At 60.9% G+C, this 19,146-nt stretch carries 15 protein-coding genes; 3 read left to right on the forward strand and 12 right to left on the reverse strand.

Annotation, left to right across the window (positions count from 1 at the left end; all coding sequences use genetic code 11):
• Nucleotides 1-10: 10 nt before the first annotated feature.
• The 9 genes from ELE36_RS01205 to ELE36_RS01245 all read right to left on the reverse strand — a co-directional run bounded on the left by ELE36_RS01205 (nt 11) and on the right by ELE36_RS01245 (nt 15,598).
• Nucleotides 11-2,479, reverse strand: a complete 2,469-nt coding sequence (locus ELE36_RS01205) for an ABC transporter permease (RefSeq protein WP_129831365.1) — start codon at nt 2,477-2,479, stop codon at nt 11-13.
• 93 nt (nt 2,480-2,572) lie between these two features.
• The gene (locus ELE36_RS01210; RefSeq protein WP_129831366.1) at nt 2,573-5,008 is read right to left on the reverse strand and encodes an ABC transporter permease; all 2,436 of its coding nucleotides are present in this window, start codon (nt 5,006-5,008) and stop codon (nt 2,573-2,575) included.
• A 9-nt stretch (nt 5,009-5,017) separates the two neighbouring features.
• The gene (locus tag ELE36_RS01215) at nt 5,018-7,435 is read right to left on the reverse strand and encodes an ADOP family duplicated permease (RefSeq protein ID WP_129831367.1); all 2,418 of its coding nucleotides are present in this window, start codon (nt 7,433-7,435) and stop codon (nt 5,018-5,020) included.
• A gap of 90 nt (nt 7,436-7,525) precedes the next feature.
• The gene (locus tag ELE36_RS01220) at nt 7,526-9,949 is read right to left on the reverse strand and encodes an ADOP family duplicated permease (protein ID WP_129831368.1); all 2,424 of its coding nucleotides are present in this window, start codon (nt 9,947-9,949) and stop codon (nt 7,526-7,528) included.
• Nucleotides 9,950-9,959: 10 nt separating this feature from the next.
• Nucleotides 9,960-12,356: an ADOP family duplicated permease gene (locus ELE36_RS01225; protein ID WP_129831369.1), complete on the reverse strand. Its 2,397-nt coding sequence runs from the start codon at nt 12,354-12,356 to the stop codon at nt 9,960-9,962.
• Entirely contained in the window at nt 12,353-13,108 is a 756-nt protein-coding gene (locus ELE36_RS01230) for an ABC transporter ATP-binding protein (RefSeq protein ID WP_129831370.1), read from the reverse strand. The genes ELE36_RS01225 and ELE36_RS01230 overlap by 4 nt, the downstream gene beginning before the upstream one ends.
• Nucleotides 13,109-13,150: 42 nt before the next feature.
• Nucleotides 13,151-14,404 carry an efflux RND transporter periplasmic adaptor subunit gene (locus ELE36_RS01235; protein WP_129831371.1) on the reverse strand — a complete coding sequence of 418 codons (1,254 nt, stop codon included), beginning with the start codon at nt 14,402-14,404 and terminating at the stop codon, nt 13,151-13,153.
• 620 nt (nt 14,405-15,024) lie between these two features.
• Nucleotides 15,025-15,312 carry a hypothetical protein gene (locus tag ELE36_RS01240; RefSeq protein WP_207215837.1) on the reverse strand — a complete coding sequence of 96 codons (288 nt, stop codon included), beginning with the start codon at nt 15,310-15,312 and terminating at the stop codon, nt 15,025-15,027.
• A 73-nt stretch (nt 15,313-15,385) separates the two neighbouring features.
• Nucleotides 15,386-15,598 carry a hypothetical protein gene (locus ELE36_RS01245; protein WP_129831373.1) on the reverse strand — a complete coding sequence of 71 codons (213 nt, stop codon included), beginning with the start codon at nt 15,596-15,598 and terminating at the stop codon, nt 15,386-15,388.
• A gap of 153 nt (nt 15,599-15,751) precedes the next feature.
• On the opposite strand from ELE36_RS01245, the gene ELE36_RS01250 reads away from it, so the two are divergent.
• A complete protein-coding gene (locus ELE36_RS01250; protein ID WP_242512328.1) occupies nt 15,752-16,042 on the forward strand; it encodes a hypothetical protein in 291 nt (96 codons plus the stop codon).
• Here ELE36_RS01250 and ELE36_RS01255 read toward each other — a convergent pair.
• From ELE36_RS01255 to ELE36_RS20915, 3 genes are read right to left on the reverse strand one after another with little or no spacing between them, the layout of a single operon-like run.
• Complete coding sequence (locus ELE36_RS01255) at nt 16,039-16,263, reverse strand: BrnA antitoxin family protein (RefSeq protein ID WP_242512329.1); 225 nt, start codon at nt 16,261-16,263, stop codon at nt 16,039-16,041. The genes ELE36_RS01250 and ELE36_RS01255 overlap by 4 nt on opposite strands.
• Nucleotide 16,264: 1 nt before the next feature.
• Entirely contained in the window at nt 16,265-16,387 is a 123-nt protein-coding gene (locus ELE36_RS21110) for a BrnT family toxin (RefSeq protein ID WP_207215838.1), read from the reverse strand.
• Nucleotides 16,384-16,542 carry a BrnT family toxin gene (locus ELE36_RS20915; RefSeq protein ID WP_207215839.1) on the reverse strand — a complete coding sequence of 53 codons (159 nt, stop codon included), beginning with the start codon at nt 16,540-16,542 and terminating at the stop codon, nt 16,384-16,386. Before ELE36_RS20915 ends, ELE36_RS21110 begins: the two co-directional genes overlap by 4 nt.
• An 81-nt stretch (nt 16,543-16,623) precedes the next feature.
• Between ELE36_RS20915 and ELE36_RS01265 the strand changes: the two genes are divergently transcribed.
• Together ELE36_RS01265 and ntrC are read left to right on the forward strand one after the other, a co-directional pair.
• On the forward strand, nt 16,624-17,679 hold the full coding sequence (locus ELE36_RS01265; protein ID WP_242512330.1) for a two-component system sensor histidine kinase NtrB: 1,056 nt from the start codon (nt 16,624-16,626) through the stop codon (nt 17,677-17,679).
• Nucleotides 17,672-19,117, forward strand: coding sequence for a nitrogen regulation protein NR(I) (gene ntrC, locus ELE36_RS01270; RefSeq protein ID WP_129831375.1), 1,446 nt, complete (start codon nt 17,672-17,674; stop codon nt 19,115-19,117). The genes ELE36_RS01265 and ntrC overlap by 8 nt, the downstream gene beginning before the upstream one ends.
• The last annotated feature ends 29 nt before the right edge of the window (nt 19,118-19,146 follow it).

Below are 19,146 nucleotides of genomic sequence, written 5' to 3' on the forward strand. Positions count from 1 at the left end.
CGGAGAGTCCTCATTCGTGACGCAAGGCGATAGTGGGATCGACCGTGGCTGCGCGCCACGCCGGTATGCCGCACGCGAGCAACGTGGTGAAAACAATCACGCTACAAACCAGCGCGAGCGTGAGCGGATCGTGTGCGTCGATGCCGAACAGTTGCGCGCGTAGGCGATACGCGACGCTGAGCGCAATCAGCAGTCCCAGCACCAGGCCGATCGCGACGAGCCGGCCGCCATCGAATAACACCAACCGCAGGATGTCGTGGCGCTGCGCACCGAGCGACATACGTACACCGATTTCGCCGCGTCGTTGCGTCACGGCGAATGCGAGCACGCCATAAATGCCGACCGCAGCGAGCAACAGCGCGGCGGCGGCGAACAGCATCAGCAGCAACATTGGCGTGCGACGATCAGTCAGCGAATCGTCGATGCGTTCGTGCATCGTCTTGATATCAAACACGGCCTGGTCGGGATCGATTTTTTGCCAGGCCGCGCGCAATGGCCCGATCAATTCGGCGGCGGCGAGTCGGGTTTTCATCACGAGCATGAACAGTCGCGTCGGGTCTTGATGGAAATTTCGATACAGCGTTTCCATCGTGGTGTTTTCGTACAATTTGTTGCGCTTCACCGTCGCTACAACGCCGATAATCGTCTGCCAGTCACGCTCGATATTGACTCCGCGCCACGCAATACGTTTGCCGATCGCGCTCTCGTTCGGGAAATATTTCTTGGCGAACGTGTCGTCAACGATCACGACTTTTTGTGCGCCGATATTGTCGCTACTCAAGAATCCGCGGCCTTGCAACAACGGGATTTCCAGCGTCTTGAAATAGTCCTCGTCGATGACTTCGAGGTAGCCGAACGGTGTCGCTTGTGCGGCGGAAACATCGCGGCCTTCGATGAAATATGCGGCCGAGGATTCATCGTCGGTGAACAGCATTGAGCTCGCTACGCCAGCGGATTGCACGCCGGGCAGCGCGCGTACTTCCATCAGTAATCGCTCGTAGAACGGCGCGGCATCGGCGCTGCTTTTATAACGGCTCGGCGGCAGATGTACGCTCACGGTAAGCACATCGTCGGCGTTGAACCCGGGACTCTGTTGCTGCATCCGCGCGTAGCTGTGCAGCAATAGTCCGGCACCTATCAACAGCACCACCGCAAGCGTGATCTGCGCGATCACCAGCGTATTGCGGATACGGCGCGACGAACGACCGCCGAGGTTGCCGCGTCCGCCTTCCTTGAGAGCATCGGCAGGCCGTTCGCGCATCAGCGCGAGGATCGGCACCAGAGCAAAAGCCAGCCCGGTAAGCACGGTCAAAATCAGGGTGTAGATAAACACCGGCAGATCGAGATCGATACTGAATCCGTATATCGCGCCGTCCAGTCCGAGCGCATGAATCAGCTGGATGCAGACTTGCGCCACAACCATTCCGGCGATGCCGCCGCCGAGCGCGAGCAACAGACTTTCCAGCAACAGTTGTTGCGCGATGCGCGCGCGCCCGGCACCGAGGGCGGAACGCAGCGCGAGCTCCTTCTGTCGCGACGAAACACGCAGCAACATCAGGTTGGCGGCATTCGCGCAGGCGATCAGGAGCACCGCAGCGACCACCGCCTGCAGCAGCCACAGCAGCGGTTTGATGTCACCGGCTTGTTGCTCGTGCAGCGATTTGCTGCGGCCGCGAAAGCCGGAGCTTTCGATGAACGATTTGTAACTCCGGCTATCACCGTTGCCGTCGGCGAAGCGTTCGACATTGTGCCGCACGATCAGATCGAACTGCGCATCGAGTTGTGCGATCGAGACGCCGGGTCTGAGCCGACCGATACTGCGCGCGAAATCGAAACCGCGCATCGAATCGCCACTCTGTTTCGGCGTGAACGCAAACGCTGTCCACACCTGCACCGTGCGATTGGGAAAGCCGAAATTTTCCGGCATCACGCCAACCACGCGGTAACTTTCTGCATTCATGCGAATGTCGCGACCGACCATCGCCGGATCGGCATTGAACTGGTTTTTCCACAGCGCATGACTCAGCACCACGACATGCTCGTGGCCGATTTGTGCCTCGTCCGCGGTGAATGTGCGCCCGAGCGCAGCGGTCACCTGCAGCGTCGTGAACAACGACGGCGTCGCGACGATGCCAACTACATTCTGCGCGCCATTCGCATCGGCAAGGTTGAAGCTGCGGTCGTAATATAGCGCGCTATCGGCTAGCTGATCGGCCTGGTCGCGACGGTCGATGAAGTCCGGCACGGTCATGCCGGATTCGGCCTGATCCATCTTCGGATAACTGTTGTAGATGTAGACCAGCCGCGTACTGTCGGGATAGGCCAGCGGCCGCAACAACATGCCGTTGATCACGCTGAAAATCGCGCTATTGGCACCGATGCCGAGCGCCAATGTCGCGACCACCGCCAGCACAAAACCCGGTCGCGCCGCGAGCAGACGCAGGCTCTGAGAAAAATCGGCGCGCAGCGAGGTCAGCACAGATCGACTCCGTTGATCGCGCGCCTCGCAACGGGCGAGCGATCAGGTTTCATCGTGTCCGGCAGGTGGGTCATCGGCGACATGCTACGGGCATTATTCCTGGCGCAGCGCGATGATCGGATTGATCGATGCGGCGCGGCGCGCCGGCAGATAACTCGCGAGCATCGCGATCGCCGCGAGCAACAAGCCGGCGCCGAGGAAGGCCAGCGCATCGGCTGCGTTCGCGCCAAACAACAGGCTCGATACCAGCATCGCGCCACCGAGTGACAGCACCGCGCCGATAACTAGGCCGCTGCTCGCGAGCAAGGCGCCGCGACGCAATACATCGGCCACGATGCGTCGCGGACTCGCGCCCATCGCGAGGCGCACGCCGAACTCACGTGTGCGGCTCGCGACATGCATTGCGATCAGGCCGTACAAACCGATCGCGGCGAGCAGCAGGCCGATGCCGCCGAGTGCGAGCGAGATCATGCCGACGATTCGTTGTGGCAACAGCGACAGCGCAATCACATCGGTCAGCGGATGTATTTGTCCCGCCGGCACTGATGCATCGAGCGTATGCAGTTCGCTGCGCATTTGCATGGCAAACGTGTTTGGCGGTAAAGACGTCTTTACCACCAAGGATGCTTCCGCGCGCGGCCATTGCGTCAGCGGCAGGAACAGGAACGGTTCGCTGGTTTCGCTTAGCGATGCGTATTTTCCGTTCGCGGCAATACCGATCACAGTCAAGGTGTGCAAATCATCCTTGTCGCCGTAAACAAAGCTGCGGCCGAGCACATCGCCGCTTGGCACCAGCAGGTGCGCCAGTGCGACATTCACCACGCACACTTCGGTGTTGCCCTTGTTATCGTGCAGATCGAAACCGCGGCCTTGCAGCTTGATATCCAGCGTCTCGAAAAATCCGGGTGAGACGAGATTGGTATCGGGACTCACCGCGTCTTCGGGCAAGTTCGGCAACTGGAAACTGCCGAAACTCATGTGGCTCAAATCGAGCGGTACCAGCGCGGCGAGTGCGGCTTGTTCGACTCCTGGCATCTGGCGCACATGTTCAGTGAATGTCTTTTGAATTTGTGCCAGCGCGGCAGGCGCATAACCGCTCGGTTCGAGATTGAAATCGGCGGTCAGCACATGCTGCGGATCGAAGCCGGTATCGATCGCCGCGGCGCGTTGCAATGCACGCATGAACAATCCGCCGCTGACCAGCAGCACCATCGTCAACGCGATTTGCGCAACCACCAGTGTGCTGCCGAGCCGCGACCGACCTCCGGCAATTTGTCGACTCACGAGCGCCTGGCTCGCACCGGGTGCGTGCTTGGAGATACGCAGCGCCGGCAGCAGTCCGAACACGAGCGCGGTGACCAGTGTGCAGCCGAGCGCGAACATGAGCGCAGCGCCATCCATCGGCACGTGCATGGATATCGGCACCGGCGTTGGCGGATCGATTTGCGACAACAGCGCGCAACAGCCCCTGCCGAGCAATACGCCGATCACGCCTGCACCTAGCGACAGCAAAATACTTTCGGTCAGCAATTGCGAGATCACGCGCGTGCGGCTCGCGCCGAGTACAAAACGCATCGCGATTTCGTGGCGGCGTGCTTCGCCACGCGCCAGCAGCATCGAGGCGACATTCACACAGGCGACCAGCAGGATCAGCGAAATCAGCGCGAACAACAGGCCGGAAAATGCGATCAATCCACCACGGAATTCGCCGGGTACGGCACGTAGCGCTACCACGCTGATGCCACCGTCGTTGCGCGGCCGCGGATACGCGCTGGCGAGTTGCTGGCCAATCACCGATAACTGATTTTGCGCGAGCGCGACGGTGGTATCCGGCGTCAGTCGTGCCGCGAGCGACAGCCATGCGGAAGCGCGCTCATCGAAGCGGCGCGGCGCACCGGGCTTGAGCAATGCAAGCTGATGCAACGGCACGTAGAACGCCGGCGTGAGCAAGGCGATGGTGCCGTGGAATTCCGGCGCAGCGATGCCGGCCAGAGTAAACGCCTGACCGTTGATCAGCACCGGTTTGCCGACCGCCGTGGTATCGCCATCGAGATACTTGCGCCACGCCGCGTAACTGGCAACCACCACCGGTGCGGCGCCATCACGATCGTCGTTGTCGCTGAGCAGGCGGCCGCGATACGCTGCTACTTGCAACGTATCGAAATAATTCCCGCTGACCACCAGCCCGAGGGCGCGCTGCGGTTCGCCCGCGACACTCACGTTGAGGGGCTGCATGGCATACGCGAAAAGTGTTGCGAAATTTTTGGCGCGCAGCGCGTAGTCGCTGAAGTCCGGATAAGAGAATGATTCGAAGCCGTCGCCGTGCCGCGTACGGCCCAGTTCGACCACCGTGGTTTGGGTGCCGATACCGCTCACCGGCGCGAACAAAAAAGTATTCACGACACTGAACAAGGTTGTGCTGGCGGCGATGCCGATCGCCAGCGACAACACTGCAAACAGCGTGAAGCCGGGTCGGTTCAGCAGTTGACGGGTGGCGTAGCGCAAGTTCTGCAAGAAGATCGATAACATGAAATTTCCTTAGTCGTGACGCAGGGCAATCATCGGATCGACGCGCAGCGCACGACGCGCCGGAATCGTCACCGCGAGCACTGCAGCGAGAATCAAAATGCCGAGCGCGCTCGACACCACAGTGGCATCGCTGGCCGGAATGCTGTGCAGGGATTCACTCAATAAATGTGCGAACGGAATGCCGCCGGCCAAACCGATGGCGAGGCCGACACCGAGCTGGACGAAGCTGCGACCAAACAGGTTGCGCAGCACGCTTGGGCTGCTCGCACCGAGCGCGCGGCGCACGCCGATTTCGCGCATGCGCTGGTCGACGCTGAATGCCATCACGCCATACAAACCCGCGCCGGCCAGCACCAGCGCGATTGCGCCGAAGATGCCGAAACTTTGCGCGACGATGCGTTCGCCGAACGACACGCTGCGCATGACGGCGGCGTAGTCGCGCGTCCAGTACACCGGTGTGTCGGGATCGATCGTGCGCATGATTTCGTCAAGGCGCGGTGCGAACGCAAGCGCATCGCCGCGCGTGCGTACCGCGATGCTGGCGACCCGAAACGGCCCTTGGCGCAACGGGATCAGCAGTGTTGGTTGTGGTTGATCACCGGGTGCATACAGCTTGAGTGCACCGATCACGCCGACGACCGTCACCGCGGCCGCATTCGGATCGCGTGGATCGAGCCGAAAGCGGCGTCCGAGGATCGGTTGATCGCTGCTGAAGCGCTCGACAAAACGCCGATCGACGACCGCAGTGCGATCGCCATCGGCGCGGTCGCGACTGTCGAAAAAACGGCCTTCCTGCAAGGCGATGCCATAGGCCGCGAGAAAATGATCGTCGACGGCGCCGTAGCTTGTCTGCGCTAAAACGCTGTCGCCGAATATTGTGTTTTCTGCCGGCAACACGGCATGACTTTCGTTGAACCAAGTGCCGGGCAGCGCAGTGCCGAGGCTGCTGTCGATTACGCCCGCATCGGCGCGCAGGTGTTCCGCCAGTTTGTCGTAAAGCTGCCATTGCGCCGCTGCATTCGGGTAAGTATTTTCCGGTAATACGATGCGAGCGCTGAGCAGGTGGCCGGTGTCGATACCGAGATCGATGTGGTCGATCGAGACGATGCCGCGCAGCATCGTGCCGACGCTGATCAGCAAGGCGCACGACAACGCGACCTCACCGATAACGAGCATGCGGCTGATGCGCCCGAACGAGCCGCCGGCGACGTTGCGTCCGCCTTCGCGCAGGCCGCTCGCGACTGCGGCAGCGGCGCGCAACGCTGGCAGCAAACCGCTGGCGAGGGCGGTGAGCAGCGCCGCGCCAAGCGCGAGCAGCACGACCGTGCTGTCCAGATCGAAACGCAACCACAGCGGCGGACCGAAATCCGCAGCGCGCAACATACGTTGTTGCCAGCCGATGCCGATCTGCGCGAGCAGCAATGCGGCGACCGTCGCGAGCAGGCTCAGCAGCAGACTTTCGGCGAGCAGATGGCCGATCAGGCGTTTGCGCGTGGCCCCCAGCGCCACCCGCAACGCGAACTCCTGGCGCCGACTCAGCGTGCGCGTCAGCAGCAGATTTGCGGCGTTCGCGCAGGCCAGCAGCAACACCACAAAAACGCTGCCGAGCATGAGTCGCAACATCGCGCGCATGCTGCGCTCGACCGCCATATACGCGAGCGGCTCGATGCCCGCACGCAGACCGCGGAAACGCTCCGGCTCGCGCTGCGCGGCTTGCGCCAACCAGTTATCGAGCGTCGCGCTCAGAGCGACATCGGTCGCATCTGCATGTCGGCGCAGGATCACCCAGTACGCGCGATCGTCCGACTTCGCTGCATCTGTGAGCGCTGCCGCGAGCCAGATCACTTCACGACTCGGATAGCTGAAATTTTGCGGCATCACGCCGATCACCGTGGTCGGCTGCGCATTCACGCGCACCTGCCGACCGATGATCTGCGGATCGCCGCCGTAGCGGCTTTGCCAGAGCTCATAGGACAGCATCGCGGTTGCCGCCGCGCCTTCGCGCTCGTCATCGCCGGAAAAATCCCGACCGAGCAGTGGTGCGATACCGAGCACATGAAATAGATTGGTGCTGACAAACGCGCCGTTGACGCGCTGCGGCCGATCCTGATCGCTGAGATTGATCGTTGAGCGCGCCACGCCGCCGATTTCCGCCGAGCTCGCCAAATACCGCCGCATCTCGATCAGATCGGTATTGTTGACCGGGTTGATATTCTCGTCGCCGCTGATATTACGAACACCGGCGTGCAGCAACTGTTCTGGCGCCGCGAACGGCAGCGGCCGCAGCAGAAAACCGTTGATCATCGCAAGCATGAAAATCACGCAGGTGAGTCCGGCCGTAAGCACGCCGATCACGAGCGCAGAAAAGGCCGGTCGTGTGGCGATGCCGCGCGCGGCGTGCTTGAGTTCGGTCCAGCAGATGTTCATCGCCAAATTCCCGATGCAGTGCGGGGCGTAGCGCCTCGTGAAACGTGCGTTGTTAGCCGCGCGGTCAAGGTTGAATTTTTCATGCGACTATCACTCGTGGCGCAGGGCAATCATTGGATCGACACGCAACGCGCGACGCGCCGGAACGATCACCGCGAATGCTGCGGTCAGCAGCAACATACACAACACGCCGAGTACCATCAGCGGGTCGTGCACAGCAACGGTTTGGGAATATCGGGTCAGCATGCGCGCGAACGGAATGCCCATGCCTAAGCCCAAGGCGAGGCCGATCCCGACTTGCGCGGCGGCGCGGGCAAAGACGCTGCGCAATATTCGCCACTGCGGCGCACCTAGTGCACGGCGTACACCGATTTCTCGCGTGCGCTGGCCAACGCTGAACGCCATTACGCCGTAGAGGCCAGCACTCGCGATCAACAACGCGATCAAGCCGGAGATGGCAAACCACTGCAAGGTCTGGCGTTCATTGGTGGTGTTTCGATGGTTGTACTTTGCATAGTCGCCGACGCCGTACAACGGAATATCCGGATCGATGCCGTGCATGATTTCGGTCAGTCGCGGGGTATACGATTTTGCGTTACCACGCGTGCGCACAGTGACGATGCCATACACGTTCGGTGCCTGGCGCAGCGGTACCAGCATCGATGGAAACTTCGGCTCTTGTGGCGTGGTCAGGGTCAAGGTTTCGACAACGCCGACCACGGTCACCGTACGCATGCTTGGATCGCTCGAATCGATGCGGAAGCGTTTGCCCAACACGCTGGCGCCATCACCGAGACGTTCGACAAAACGCCGATCGACCACCGCCACTTGCTCACTGTCGGCGCGATCGCGGCTGTCGAAAAATCGCCCTTCCTGCAAATGGATGCCGAAGGTGCTCAGGCTGTGATCGTCCACCGCACCGTAATACATCGGTGGCAAAACGTGATCACCTATCGGCGCGCTGTCCGGCGCTACATCGAGCGTATCGCTCCATACGCCGGGCTGTATCTGACCGACCGAGGCATCAACCACATTGGCATCGTCGCGCAGGCGCTGCGTCAGTTTTTCGTACAAACGCAGTTGATCGTTATTGCTGGGATAGGTGCTCTTGGTCAGATCGAACTTTGCGCTGAGCAGGTGTTGTTCGTCGATGCCGAGATGCGCATGTTCGACCGCGGTGATGGCGCGCAGCATCGTGCCGACGCTGATCAACAGCACGCACGAAAGCGCGATTTCACCGATCACGAGAATTCGACTGACACGCGCGAATGAACCGCCGACGACACTCGGCGCAGCATCGCGCAACGGGCCTGCCGTCAGCGTGTTGCTTGCATGGAGTGCCGGTAACAAACCGCATAGCAGTGCCGATATCAACGTTGCGCCAATGGCGAACAGCACACTGCTCGAATCCAGCGAAAAATGTTGCCACGGCGCATGCGCATCGGACTGAAGCCAAGTCGACTCCTGCCAAACCGCACCAATCACGGCCAGCGGCACTGCAATCGCCGCGGCGATCAGACTCAGCAACAGGCTCTGCATCAGCAATTGCAATACGATCCGTGATCGGCTTGCGCCCAGCGCGATGCGAACGCCGAGTTCCTGGCGACGCGCCAACGTGCGTGTCAGCAATAGATTGGCGGCGTTGGCGCAGGCCACCAGCAGCACCAGCATCACGGCGACAAATGCGAGCGTAAAAAAAAGCCGTTCGCGCGGGCTGTAATGCGTAAAAGCCGCGATCACCGCATGCTGATTCTGCAGGCGATGCGGCTCGGCGCGCACGGCGTCGGCGAACCACGAATCCAACGCATTCTGTATCGCCGCATCGTCGATTCCTGGCATGCGACGCAGCACAATTTTCATGCCCCAATCTGCTGCGACGAGGTTCTTGCCTTCGCCAAGCACGGCGGGAATCCACAGCGCCTCCTTACCCGGATAACCATAATTTTCGGGCATGACGCCGATGATATTGGCCGCATGAGAGTCGACTCGAATTTGTCGTTCGATGATCGCTGGATCGCCGCCATAACGGCTCTGCCACAAGCGATAGGACAGCATGGCCACAGCCGGCGAACCTTCACGACCATCGTCGTCGACGAAATCGCGACCGAGCATCGGGGCAACACCGAAGACATGAAACAGATTGGTGGTGTTGATGCCGCCTTCGACAACTTCGGGGCGATCCAGATCGCTGAGCCGGATCACCGCCGTCGTATAACTCGCGACTTCGGCAATGCCTTTGAGCTGCCGACGGATTTGCAAAAAATCATTATCGTTGCCGACACTCAGGTCCGCATTGTTGAATTGTTCGTGACCGTTTTTTTCGACCAGACCGGCCTTCAATAATTGATCGGGCGCATTGAATGGCGGTGGACGGACAAAACCGTTGATCATCGCAAGCATGAAAATCACGCAGGTAAGTCCGGCGGCAAGCACGCCGATCACGAGCGCAGAAAAGGCCGGTCGTGTGGCGATGCCGCGCGCGGCGTGCTTGAGTTCGGTCCAGCAGATGTTCATCGTTGCAGCCTCAGATCAACGCATCACGCGGTGCCACCGCGCACGCGCGGCGCGCGGGCAGCAGGCATGCCAGCAGCAGGGTGATAAGTAACAGCAGACTCACGCCGATCAAGGTCAGCGGATCGCTCGCGGGCACGCCGAACAGCAAGCTGCGCAGGGTGTTGGCGCCGATCAGCGCGCCGATCAGGCCGATGCCGATCCCGCTCGCACCGATGCGCAATCCGCTGCCGACCACAAGTTTGGCGATGCGGCTGCGCGATGATCCCAATGCCTGGCGCAAAGCGAATTCATGCTCACGCTGGCCGACCGCAAATGCCATCAAGCCGTACAGGCCGCCGATCGCGAGCACCAGCGCGACGCTGGCGAATGCGCCCAGCAGGATCAGGCTGAAACGCCGATCCGCCAAAGCCGACGCGCGTACTTCTTCAAGCGGACGCAAGCTGTACGGAATGCCGCTGGCGAGTTGCTGCAGACTGCCGCGCAACTCACTCATCAGCGCGGTCGTTGCAAGGGTCGAGCGCACCACGATGTTGAGCTCGGCCGCAACCATCGGGCGCTGTTGAAGATCGACGTAGATCGTGCCGCTCGGCGCGCGTTCGAGTTGTCTTTCGTGCACATCGCCGACCACGCCGACGATGGTGAGAATATGCATGTCGCCGTCCATGTTGCCGAACTGGATGCGTTGGCCGATCGGGTCGCGTTCGCCCCACGTGGCGTGCGCGGCAGTGGCGCTGATCAACGCGACGTGTTCGCTATCGCTGCGATCGGAATCAGCGAAGCTGCGCCCGCGCAACAGCGGGATGCCGCTGGCCGCGAAATAGTCCGCGCTGGCAACGCGAAATTCGGCATGCCCGATGGGTGTCGGCGCTTTGTCCGGGCTGGTCACGCTGCCATCCCAGAAACCACCGTCGGCACCGTCGTCGGTCAGCGGCAGTCCGCTCACGCCGCCGACCGCATTCACGCCGGGCAGTCGCGCGAATGCACTCATCAATTCGGTGTAACGTCGCGCGGTGGTCGCGGCGACGGCGGCATCGCGTGTCCACGGCTGCGACACCTGCACGTTGACTGCGCCCGCCGTGGCGAAACCCGGATCGACCGCGAGCAAGGCGAGAAAACTTCGCCCGAGCAGACCGGCGCCGATCAGCAGCACGGTGGTCAGCGCTGTTTGTCCGATCAGCAGCAAGGCGCGCGCGCGCAGATGACTTTTACTTGGCGATTGGCCGCGGCCGCTTTCGCGCAATACGCCGATCACACTCTGGCGACGATTGCTGAGCACCACGGCGCCAGTCACGATCAGCGCGATCACGAGCGCGGCAAGCATGCTGATCGCAATACTGCCGGCGCCGATATGGATTTCCTGCGTGCGCGGCAAACTGGTCGCGGCGAACTGCAGCAGCAACTTGATTGCAACCGCCGCGGCGATCAATGCCAGCAGTGTCGCGCTGGCGGCGATCAGCAAACTCTCGAACAGAATCTGTCGCGCCAACCGCGCGCCGCTCGCGCCGAGCGCGGCGCGCACCGCGAGTTCACGCGAGCGCGAACCGTTCAGCGCGAGCAGCAGATTGGTGGTGTTGGTGATCGCGATCAGCAGCAGGAAAGCGCAGCCCGCGGCGAGCAGCAACAGCGCGCTACGCACTGGTGCGGCGATCGCATCGCCGAGCGGGGTGAGATCGAATGCGACGGCATCGGTGTCCTTGCCGAAGCGGCGTTTGAGATTGGTCGCGAGTCCATTCGCTGCCAGCCGCGCCTGGCCCAGATCCGCGCCCGGGCGCAGTCGCGCGAGTGCCTGCCAGTTATGCGCGCTGCGCGAAGTGCCGGGGTCGTCGAGCATCGGCGTCCACACCGCGGTTTCTTGCGGAAAGGCAAAACCTGCTGGCATCACACCGATGATGATGTGCGGTATGCCATCGATATCCAGCGACTGGCCGAGCACGTCGGCACGACCGTGCAACAGGTTCTGCCACAACGCGTGGCCGATCACCGCGACAGGCTCGCGCTCACCGGCGGCGAAGGTGCGTCCGAGTTGCGGCGCGATGCCGAGCGCACGAAAAAAATCGCCGCCGCTGAAGCCGATAATTGCGCGGATCGCGTTATCGCCATTACGCAGCAGACCGGAGTTGGCGTTGTGGAATGCGATCGCATCGAACTGGTCGAGCGACGCGGCGAGATCGTCGTAATTCGGCGTCGCCAGCGCCATGCTGTGACCGTTGTCGGCGACCTCGTGAATCACCACCAGACGCTCGGCCTGCGGGTACGGCAGCGCGCGCAACAACACCGCATCGATCACGCAGAAAATCGCGATCGCCGCCGCCAGACCGATACCCAGCGTGAGCACCGCAAAACTCGCGGTGCCGCCGCGCGCGCGCAGACTGCGCAAGGCGTGGCGCAGATCGTCGAAGATGTTCATGGCGCAATGCGTTGGCTGGCCGGACGACGCAGGCGTTCGTCTTCTTCGTGGCGCAGGCGATGCATCGTTGCCTCGTCGACGACACGGCCATCGAACATGAAAATCCGGCGCTCGGCGAATTCGGCATAACGCGTATCGTGGGTGACCATGCAGATGGTCGAACCGGCTTTGTGCAGTTCGTCGAGCAGCGTCATCACTGCCTCGCCGTTTTTGGAATCCAGATTGCCGGTGGGCTCATCGGCGAGCAGGATCGACGGCTGTCCGACCAGCGCGCGCGCGACCGCAACACGTTGCTGCTGGCCACCGGAAAGTTGCGCCGGATAATGTTTCACGCGATGCGCCATGCCGACTCTTTCGAGCGCCGCAATCGTGCGGTCGCGGCGCTCGGCTTTGCTCACGCCATCGCGATAGGTCAGCGGCAGTTCGACGTTCTCGAATACGCTCAGATCGCCGATCAGGTTGAACGCCTGAAACACAAAACCGATTTCCTGATTGCGGATCAATGCGCGTTCGCTCGCGCCGATGTCGGCGACCTCGCGACCGTTCAAAACATAGGTGCCTTCGCTCGGCGTATCGAGTAGACCGAGGATCGCCAGCAGGGTCGATTTGCCGCAGCCGGACGGGCCGGAAATCGATACGTATTCGCCGCGCCGGATATCGAAATGGACGCCGGCCAATGCGTGCGTTTCCACCTCGTCGGTGAGGAACACTTTTTTGATACTGTCGAGGCGGATCAGGGATTCGGTGCTCATGCGGTTCTCACGATTGAAAGAAGTATTGAAATCGAGTGCGGGTTATTTCAGACGGATACGATCGTGCTGATCGTACGCGCTGGTATCGGACAGAATCACCTGATCGCCGACGCGCAGACCTTGCAGAATTTCTATCAAGTTGACCGAACTTTTACCGAGCCGCACCGGCACGCGCGCGGCAATACCGGTGGCCGCATCGAGGCGAAACATGCGCACCTCGGAATCAGGCTGGCCGAACGCCGGACGACCAACAAAAAGTACATCTGGCAGGCGATCAATTTCGATCGTCCCGTCGACTGAAAGATCGGGGCGCGCGCCGGCTGGCAGCGCGCCGGTCAGATCGACATCCACCTGCACCGTGCCGTTCTGCACGGCTGGATCAACGCGCACCACTTTGCCTTCAACGACGCCGTTGCGCGTATCCACTTTTACCGGCTGGCCGAGCACGATGTCCTTCGCTTGGGTTTCGGCGATGCGCAGTTGCGCGCGCAACTCGTTCGGCCGCGCCACTCTCGCGAGATTGGTACCGGCCACAACCTGCTGGCCTTCCTCGACCGGCACCTGCTGCAACACGCCGGCGATACCCGCGCGCAAATGCAGCGAATCGGCCTGGCGCTGGCGCAGATTACACGCCCCAACGAGCTGATCAAGGCGCGCTTGTTCGGCAGCGATCTGCGCCGTGATGTTTTGGCCGAATTCGACCACGCGCTGTTCTTCGATCGACACGCGCCCCTTAAGCTGCTCCAGCATCACCAGGCTTTTTTTGTATTGCACGGCAGCGATCACGCCTTTGTCGGCGATGACTTTTTCGGCCTCGGCCTGCATCCGCGCGATCTCATAACTGCTGCGCGCCAAGGCGAGCGCAGATTGTTCGTCGAGAAGTTTCGATTTCAGATCGGTGCGCTTGGCGGCGAGGTCGGCCTGCGCCGCCGTGACGGCAGCTTTTGCGGCGAGCAATTGGCTTTCGACCTCGGGATTGCTGAGTTCGAGGATTACCGTATCGGCCTGCACCGTAGCACCGGGGCGCACCACGATGTGTTCGATACGCGCTGCGGTTTCGGCGGCAATCCAGCGGATTTCCTTCGGCACCAACGTGCCCGGGCCGCGCACTTCGCGCAGCAGTTCGCCGCGTTTGACGGTATCGATCAGCACGCTGCTGCGATCGACTGAGGCCACGGCGGGGCCGAGCGCATACAGCCCGACGCTGGCGCTGGCGAGGGCGGCAACAATGATGGCGCCGATGATGTACTGGCGGCGGCGTTTGCGTTTTTTCAGTTCGGGGCGGGCAATGTCCATGGCTTGCAAGAGCAGGGAGCGTGCCAAGCTGTCAATGCAGCGCAAGTTGTTGTTTTAGCTCGCACGCGTATGGGTGGCACTAACTAGAACGTCCATTATCGGACGCTGCGATGATCGCGAACGGGCGACTGTCCGCCATCAGCAGCTAACGAAGCCGTAGAAAACTGGCGCCGATCTAGCATGCGCGGCAGAGGTGGGCGAAGCTGGCGCACGCAGTGGATTACGATCCGCTTGCGTGCGTCATCAGTGCGATGCGGTGGCAACGGGCCAGACCCATCTGGAGAAAACCTGACTAACTATTCGGACGTCACAACGTGTTTGTGGTTGATCACCGCAACACCGACGACACCGATGAACGAACGAGGTCTGCGGGCGCGGTTTATAACTAGGTCCGCGCCAGCAATATCGGTGCAACAAGACCGTCTATGACCGAAGGAAATCCCCGCGGGAAGGAAAGCAGTCTGACATGGGTTGAACCTGCACGGCACTGACAAACACGCACCGTTGAGGACAGCACATGACCAGCAGTGGCCCGAAAGCTCATGGCAAAGAAATAATGTGCCCGGGATTGACGGGAAGTCTCCTAAGGAGCATTTAGTTAGACTTCGCTCATGAACTATCTATTCATTTTTTAATTTTTCCATCATGTGCCAACAGTAGTTGCACATTCCACCATTCTGAAGTGCATGCGCCTTTTCCGACATGGGAATTTCGTTCTCGCATGCGTCGCACGTTGCATTTCCAAAGGTTGTCATCACATCTCGTTCAAACACGAACTTCTGCTTGTCCGTCAGCGATTCGAGCCCGCGATCAATAACTCGCCGTGTTATTCCTGCTGCCGCACCATCAAGGTGCTCTCCTTCGAGGAGTTCTATCAGAAATTCCGCAAGCCCATCATTGTCATCCATGTGATCATTGTGTCCCATTCACTACTCCTTTCCCTATTTGGTTTAAACGCTTTCCCAAGTCCGTACTCCAACTCTAGCCGCAAGCATCATCCTCCACAAAGTACACTGAAATATTATCAACTGGGCCAGGTTGGTTTTTCGCATTGGCCGGACATCCCTCGCGCTCACATTCCGACTGAAACGACGGAGCATCAAAATCGAGTTCATTTCCAATTAATGCAACTTCAACACATCTGCCGCAGAGTTCACATCGCTCTGCCATTGGAGAAATAATTGTTACTTCCATAAGCATATTCTCCATTTTTTCGATTTTAACATTCTTAAGGGGGAGCTTGATGATCGGAGGGCAAACTCACCCGCAAAGTGAAGGCTAACGAGGCTGTAAAAAAACTGGCCCCGATCTTGCGCGCAAGAAGCGAGATGATCAAGGGAGACGGGGATGGCGCGATTCAAAGTGGTGGGCATGAGTCCGCGGTTGTTGCCGGTAGATCTGGAAGCGCAGCTGATACCGGGCTCGTTCGCCCACGCCGTGCATCACATCGTCGACGCGTTGGACTTATCGCTGTTCGATGTGCACTACCGTAACGACGCGGTTGGTGCGTCGGCGATGTCGCTGAAGGCGGTGCTGCTGGCCTATTCGCAAGGCGTGGTCAGCTCACGCGCAAAGCCATCCGCACGCACACGCAACGCATGCGCGAACGCATCGAAAGCGACTCGATGGAAGGGTTAGGCAGCGCTCGGCCACTTGATCTCCACTTTGCGATTTTGCGCGAGGCAGTCTCTGAGGTAGAGATTGATAAGGCTCTGGTAGGGTACGCCTGCCTCCGCGGCCATGCCTTTGAAGTACAAAACCACATCTTCGGAAAGACGCATGGTTACCGACTTTTTGAGCTTGGACGCGTACGGGTTTCGACGCGATTTCATCTTCGACAGATCGTATTCAGCCTTCATGTCATTCACCTCGGTAGTTGAGCGCTTCGCTTTTGGTCGCTTTGCGCGCGGAAATGATGCGGATAACGTCCCCGTCCGCTCTCTCGCAGTGGCACACCAAGAGAAGCCTTGCGTCCGAGCTCATGCCCAACAACAAGAAGCCTCTTCGTCGAAGGAGTGTTCTTCATCAAAGAACTGCATCGCAAAGTCGTCGTAGAAGACGGTCTTCGCCACCTCAAAGGTGACTTTGTGCTTCTTGGCGTTTGATGCCGCCTTGGCGGAATTCCCCTCGAATCTCATGCATACATTGTATGGACGCATATCGGGTAGTCAAAGGGGTTTTTCTACAGCATCTACGACACGATGCACTAAACTGGTGCAGTGACGACTCACCCCGCCAATCTGCCAGCGCCGCCATCCGCCGTGCGTGTGGAACCGAAAGTTGCGCAACTCGCGACTGGCGTCGCTTTGCTCGATGCGGATTTGCGTCTGATGTATCTGAATCCGGCGCTGATCGAGTCGCTCGGTCTTGCGGGCATGCGTTACCTCGGCGCGACGTTGCTGGTATTGAGTCCGGATGCCGAATTCCTCGCCGAAGCGGCGCAGCGCGCGGTGCACGAACAACGCCTGTTGAGACTGCGCAATTGTCTGCTCGGGATGCATGCGGGGCATCAGTTTCGTGCCGATGTCAGCCTCGGGCCGGTCAGCGCCGGCGTACTGCTCGAAGTACATGCACTGGCGAGTGTGGAGGAAACCGCGCCCGATCTGCGGCTGTCGGCATCCTTGCGTGGTCTCGCGCACGAAGTGAAAAATCCGCTGGCCGGCGTGCGTGGCGCGGCGCAGTTGCTGGCGCGACATTTGAGCGGCAATGCGGAGCTGGCCAAGCTCGCTGAAATCATCATCGCCGAGGCGGATCGGCTGACCGGTCTGGCGGACCGCCTGCTGCGCGCCGACGGCGCCACCAACCTCGCGCCGATCAACATCCACGAGGTCATCGAACGCGTGCGCACTCTCGTGCTGGCCGAGGCCGATCAGACGGTACGCATCGAGCGCGATTACGATCCGAGCCTGCCGTCGGTGCAGGCCGATAGCGACCGTTTGCTGCAGCTATTGTTGAACCTCGTGCGCAATGCGCTGCAGGCCAATGCGCAAGTGATCCGTCTGCGTACGCGTATCGATTACGGCACGCCATTGGCGACGCATGCGGCGCGCCTCGCGTTGCGTGTGGACGTGATCGACGACGGCGATGGTGTGCCGGATGATTTGCAACCGACTCTATTTCAACCGCTGGTTTCGGGCCGCGTGGAAGGCACCGGCCTCGGCCTGAGTTTGGCGCAGGAAATCGCGCATGAACATGGCGGCGTGATCACGTGCTACAGCCATGCGGGCCACACCGTATTCACGCTGACCTTGCCGCTCGGAGAACCGCATGGCTGATATCTGGCTGGCCGATGACGACAAGTCGATCCGTTTTGTGCTGGCGCAGGCGTTGCGCGAAGCCGATCACACGCCGCGCGAATTCGGCGATGCGGAATCGCTGCTGGCGGCGCTCGACCACGCGCTGAACGGCGCGATGCCGGACTCAAGCATGCCCGATCTGATCCTGACCGATGTGCGCATGCCCGGCGCGAGCGGCCTGAAATTGCTGGAGCGGGTCAAGCAGAAAAATCCGCAGTTGCCGGTGATCGTGATGAGCGCATTCACCGATGTGGCGAGCACGTCGGCGGCGTATCGCAATGGTGCGTTTGATTACCTCGCGAAACCTTTCGATCTGGACGCCGCAGTGACTGCGATCGCGCGCGCGCTGGCGCAGATCCATCCACTCGCGGTGGTTGCGCCCAAGGTTCAACCGCACGCCGAATTGCTCGGTCAATCCGCCGCCATGCGCGAAGTGTTTCGCGCCATCGGCCGTGTTGCTGCGACCGAATTGAACGTGCTGATCACCGGCGAAACCGGCACCGGCAAGGAGCTGGTCGCACGCGCGCTGCATCGCCATAGTGGGCGACAAACGCGCCCGTTCGTCGCGCTCAATACCGCGGCGATTCCAGCGGAATTGCTCGAAGCGGAATTGTTCGGCCACGAGATCGGTGCGTTCACGGGCGCTGTCAAACGCCAGCTCGGACGTTTCGAGCAAGCCGAGGGCGGCACGTTGTTTCTCGATGAAATCGGCGACATGCCGCTGGCATTGCAAACGCGTTTGTTGCGCGTGCTGGCCGAGGGCGAGTATTACCGTGTGGGCGGACGCGAATTGATCCGCGCCTCGGTGCGCGTGATCGCGGCAACGCATCAGGATCTGGACGCACGCGCCGAAGCCGGCACCTTTCGCGCTGATCTTTTGCATCGCCTCGATGTCGTGCGTATTCACCTGCCGGCGCTGCGCGAACGGCGCGATGACATCGCCTTGCTGGCGACGCGTTTTCTCGCGCAGGCCGGCGCGAGCATGCAGCTCGCGAGCAAGCGATTTTCCAGCAGCGCGCTGATCGTGCTGAGTGCGCAGCCGTGGCCGGGCAATGTGCGCCAGCTCGAAAATCTGTGCCGGCGTCTGGCGGTAATGGCGCCGGGCCAAGAAATTCTGCTCGGCGATCTTCCACCACTGGCCGTGACTACCACGGCGCTGGCCACGTCGGCGCCGCTGTTATCTGACGATGCGACTGCGGCCTGGCAAGCGCCGTTGCGCGTTTGGGCCGATGCCGAACTCGCGCGCGGCGGCAACGACCTGCATGCGCAGGCGGTAGCGAAGCTGGAGCAGATTCTGTTCGACGCCGCACTCGCCGCCAACGACGGCCATCGCCAGCGCGCCGCGCAGCAACTCGGGCTCGGCCGCAATACGTTGTCGCGCAAACTCGGCGGCCCAAAAAAACCGGATTCGCAATAAGGTCTGCTAGCGGTATCACGAGAATTTTA

Origin of the sequence: Pseudolysobacter antarcticus, from assembly GCF_004168365.1 — a bacterium.
Taxonomy (GTDB): Bacteria; Pseudomonadota; Gammaproteobacteria; order Xanthomonadales; family Rhodanobacteraceae; genus Pseudolysobacter; species Pseudolysobacter antarcticus.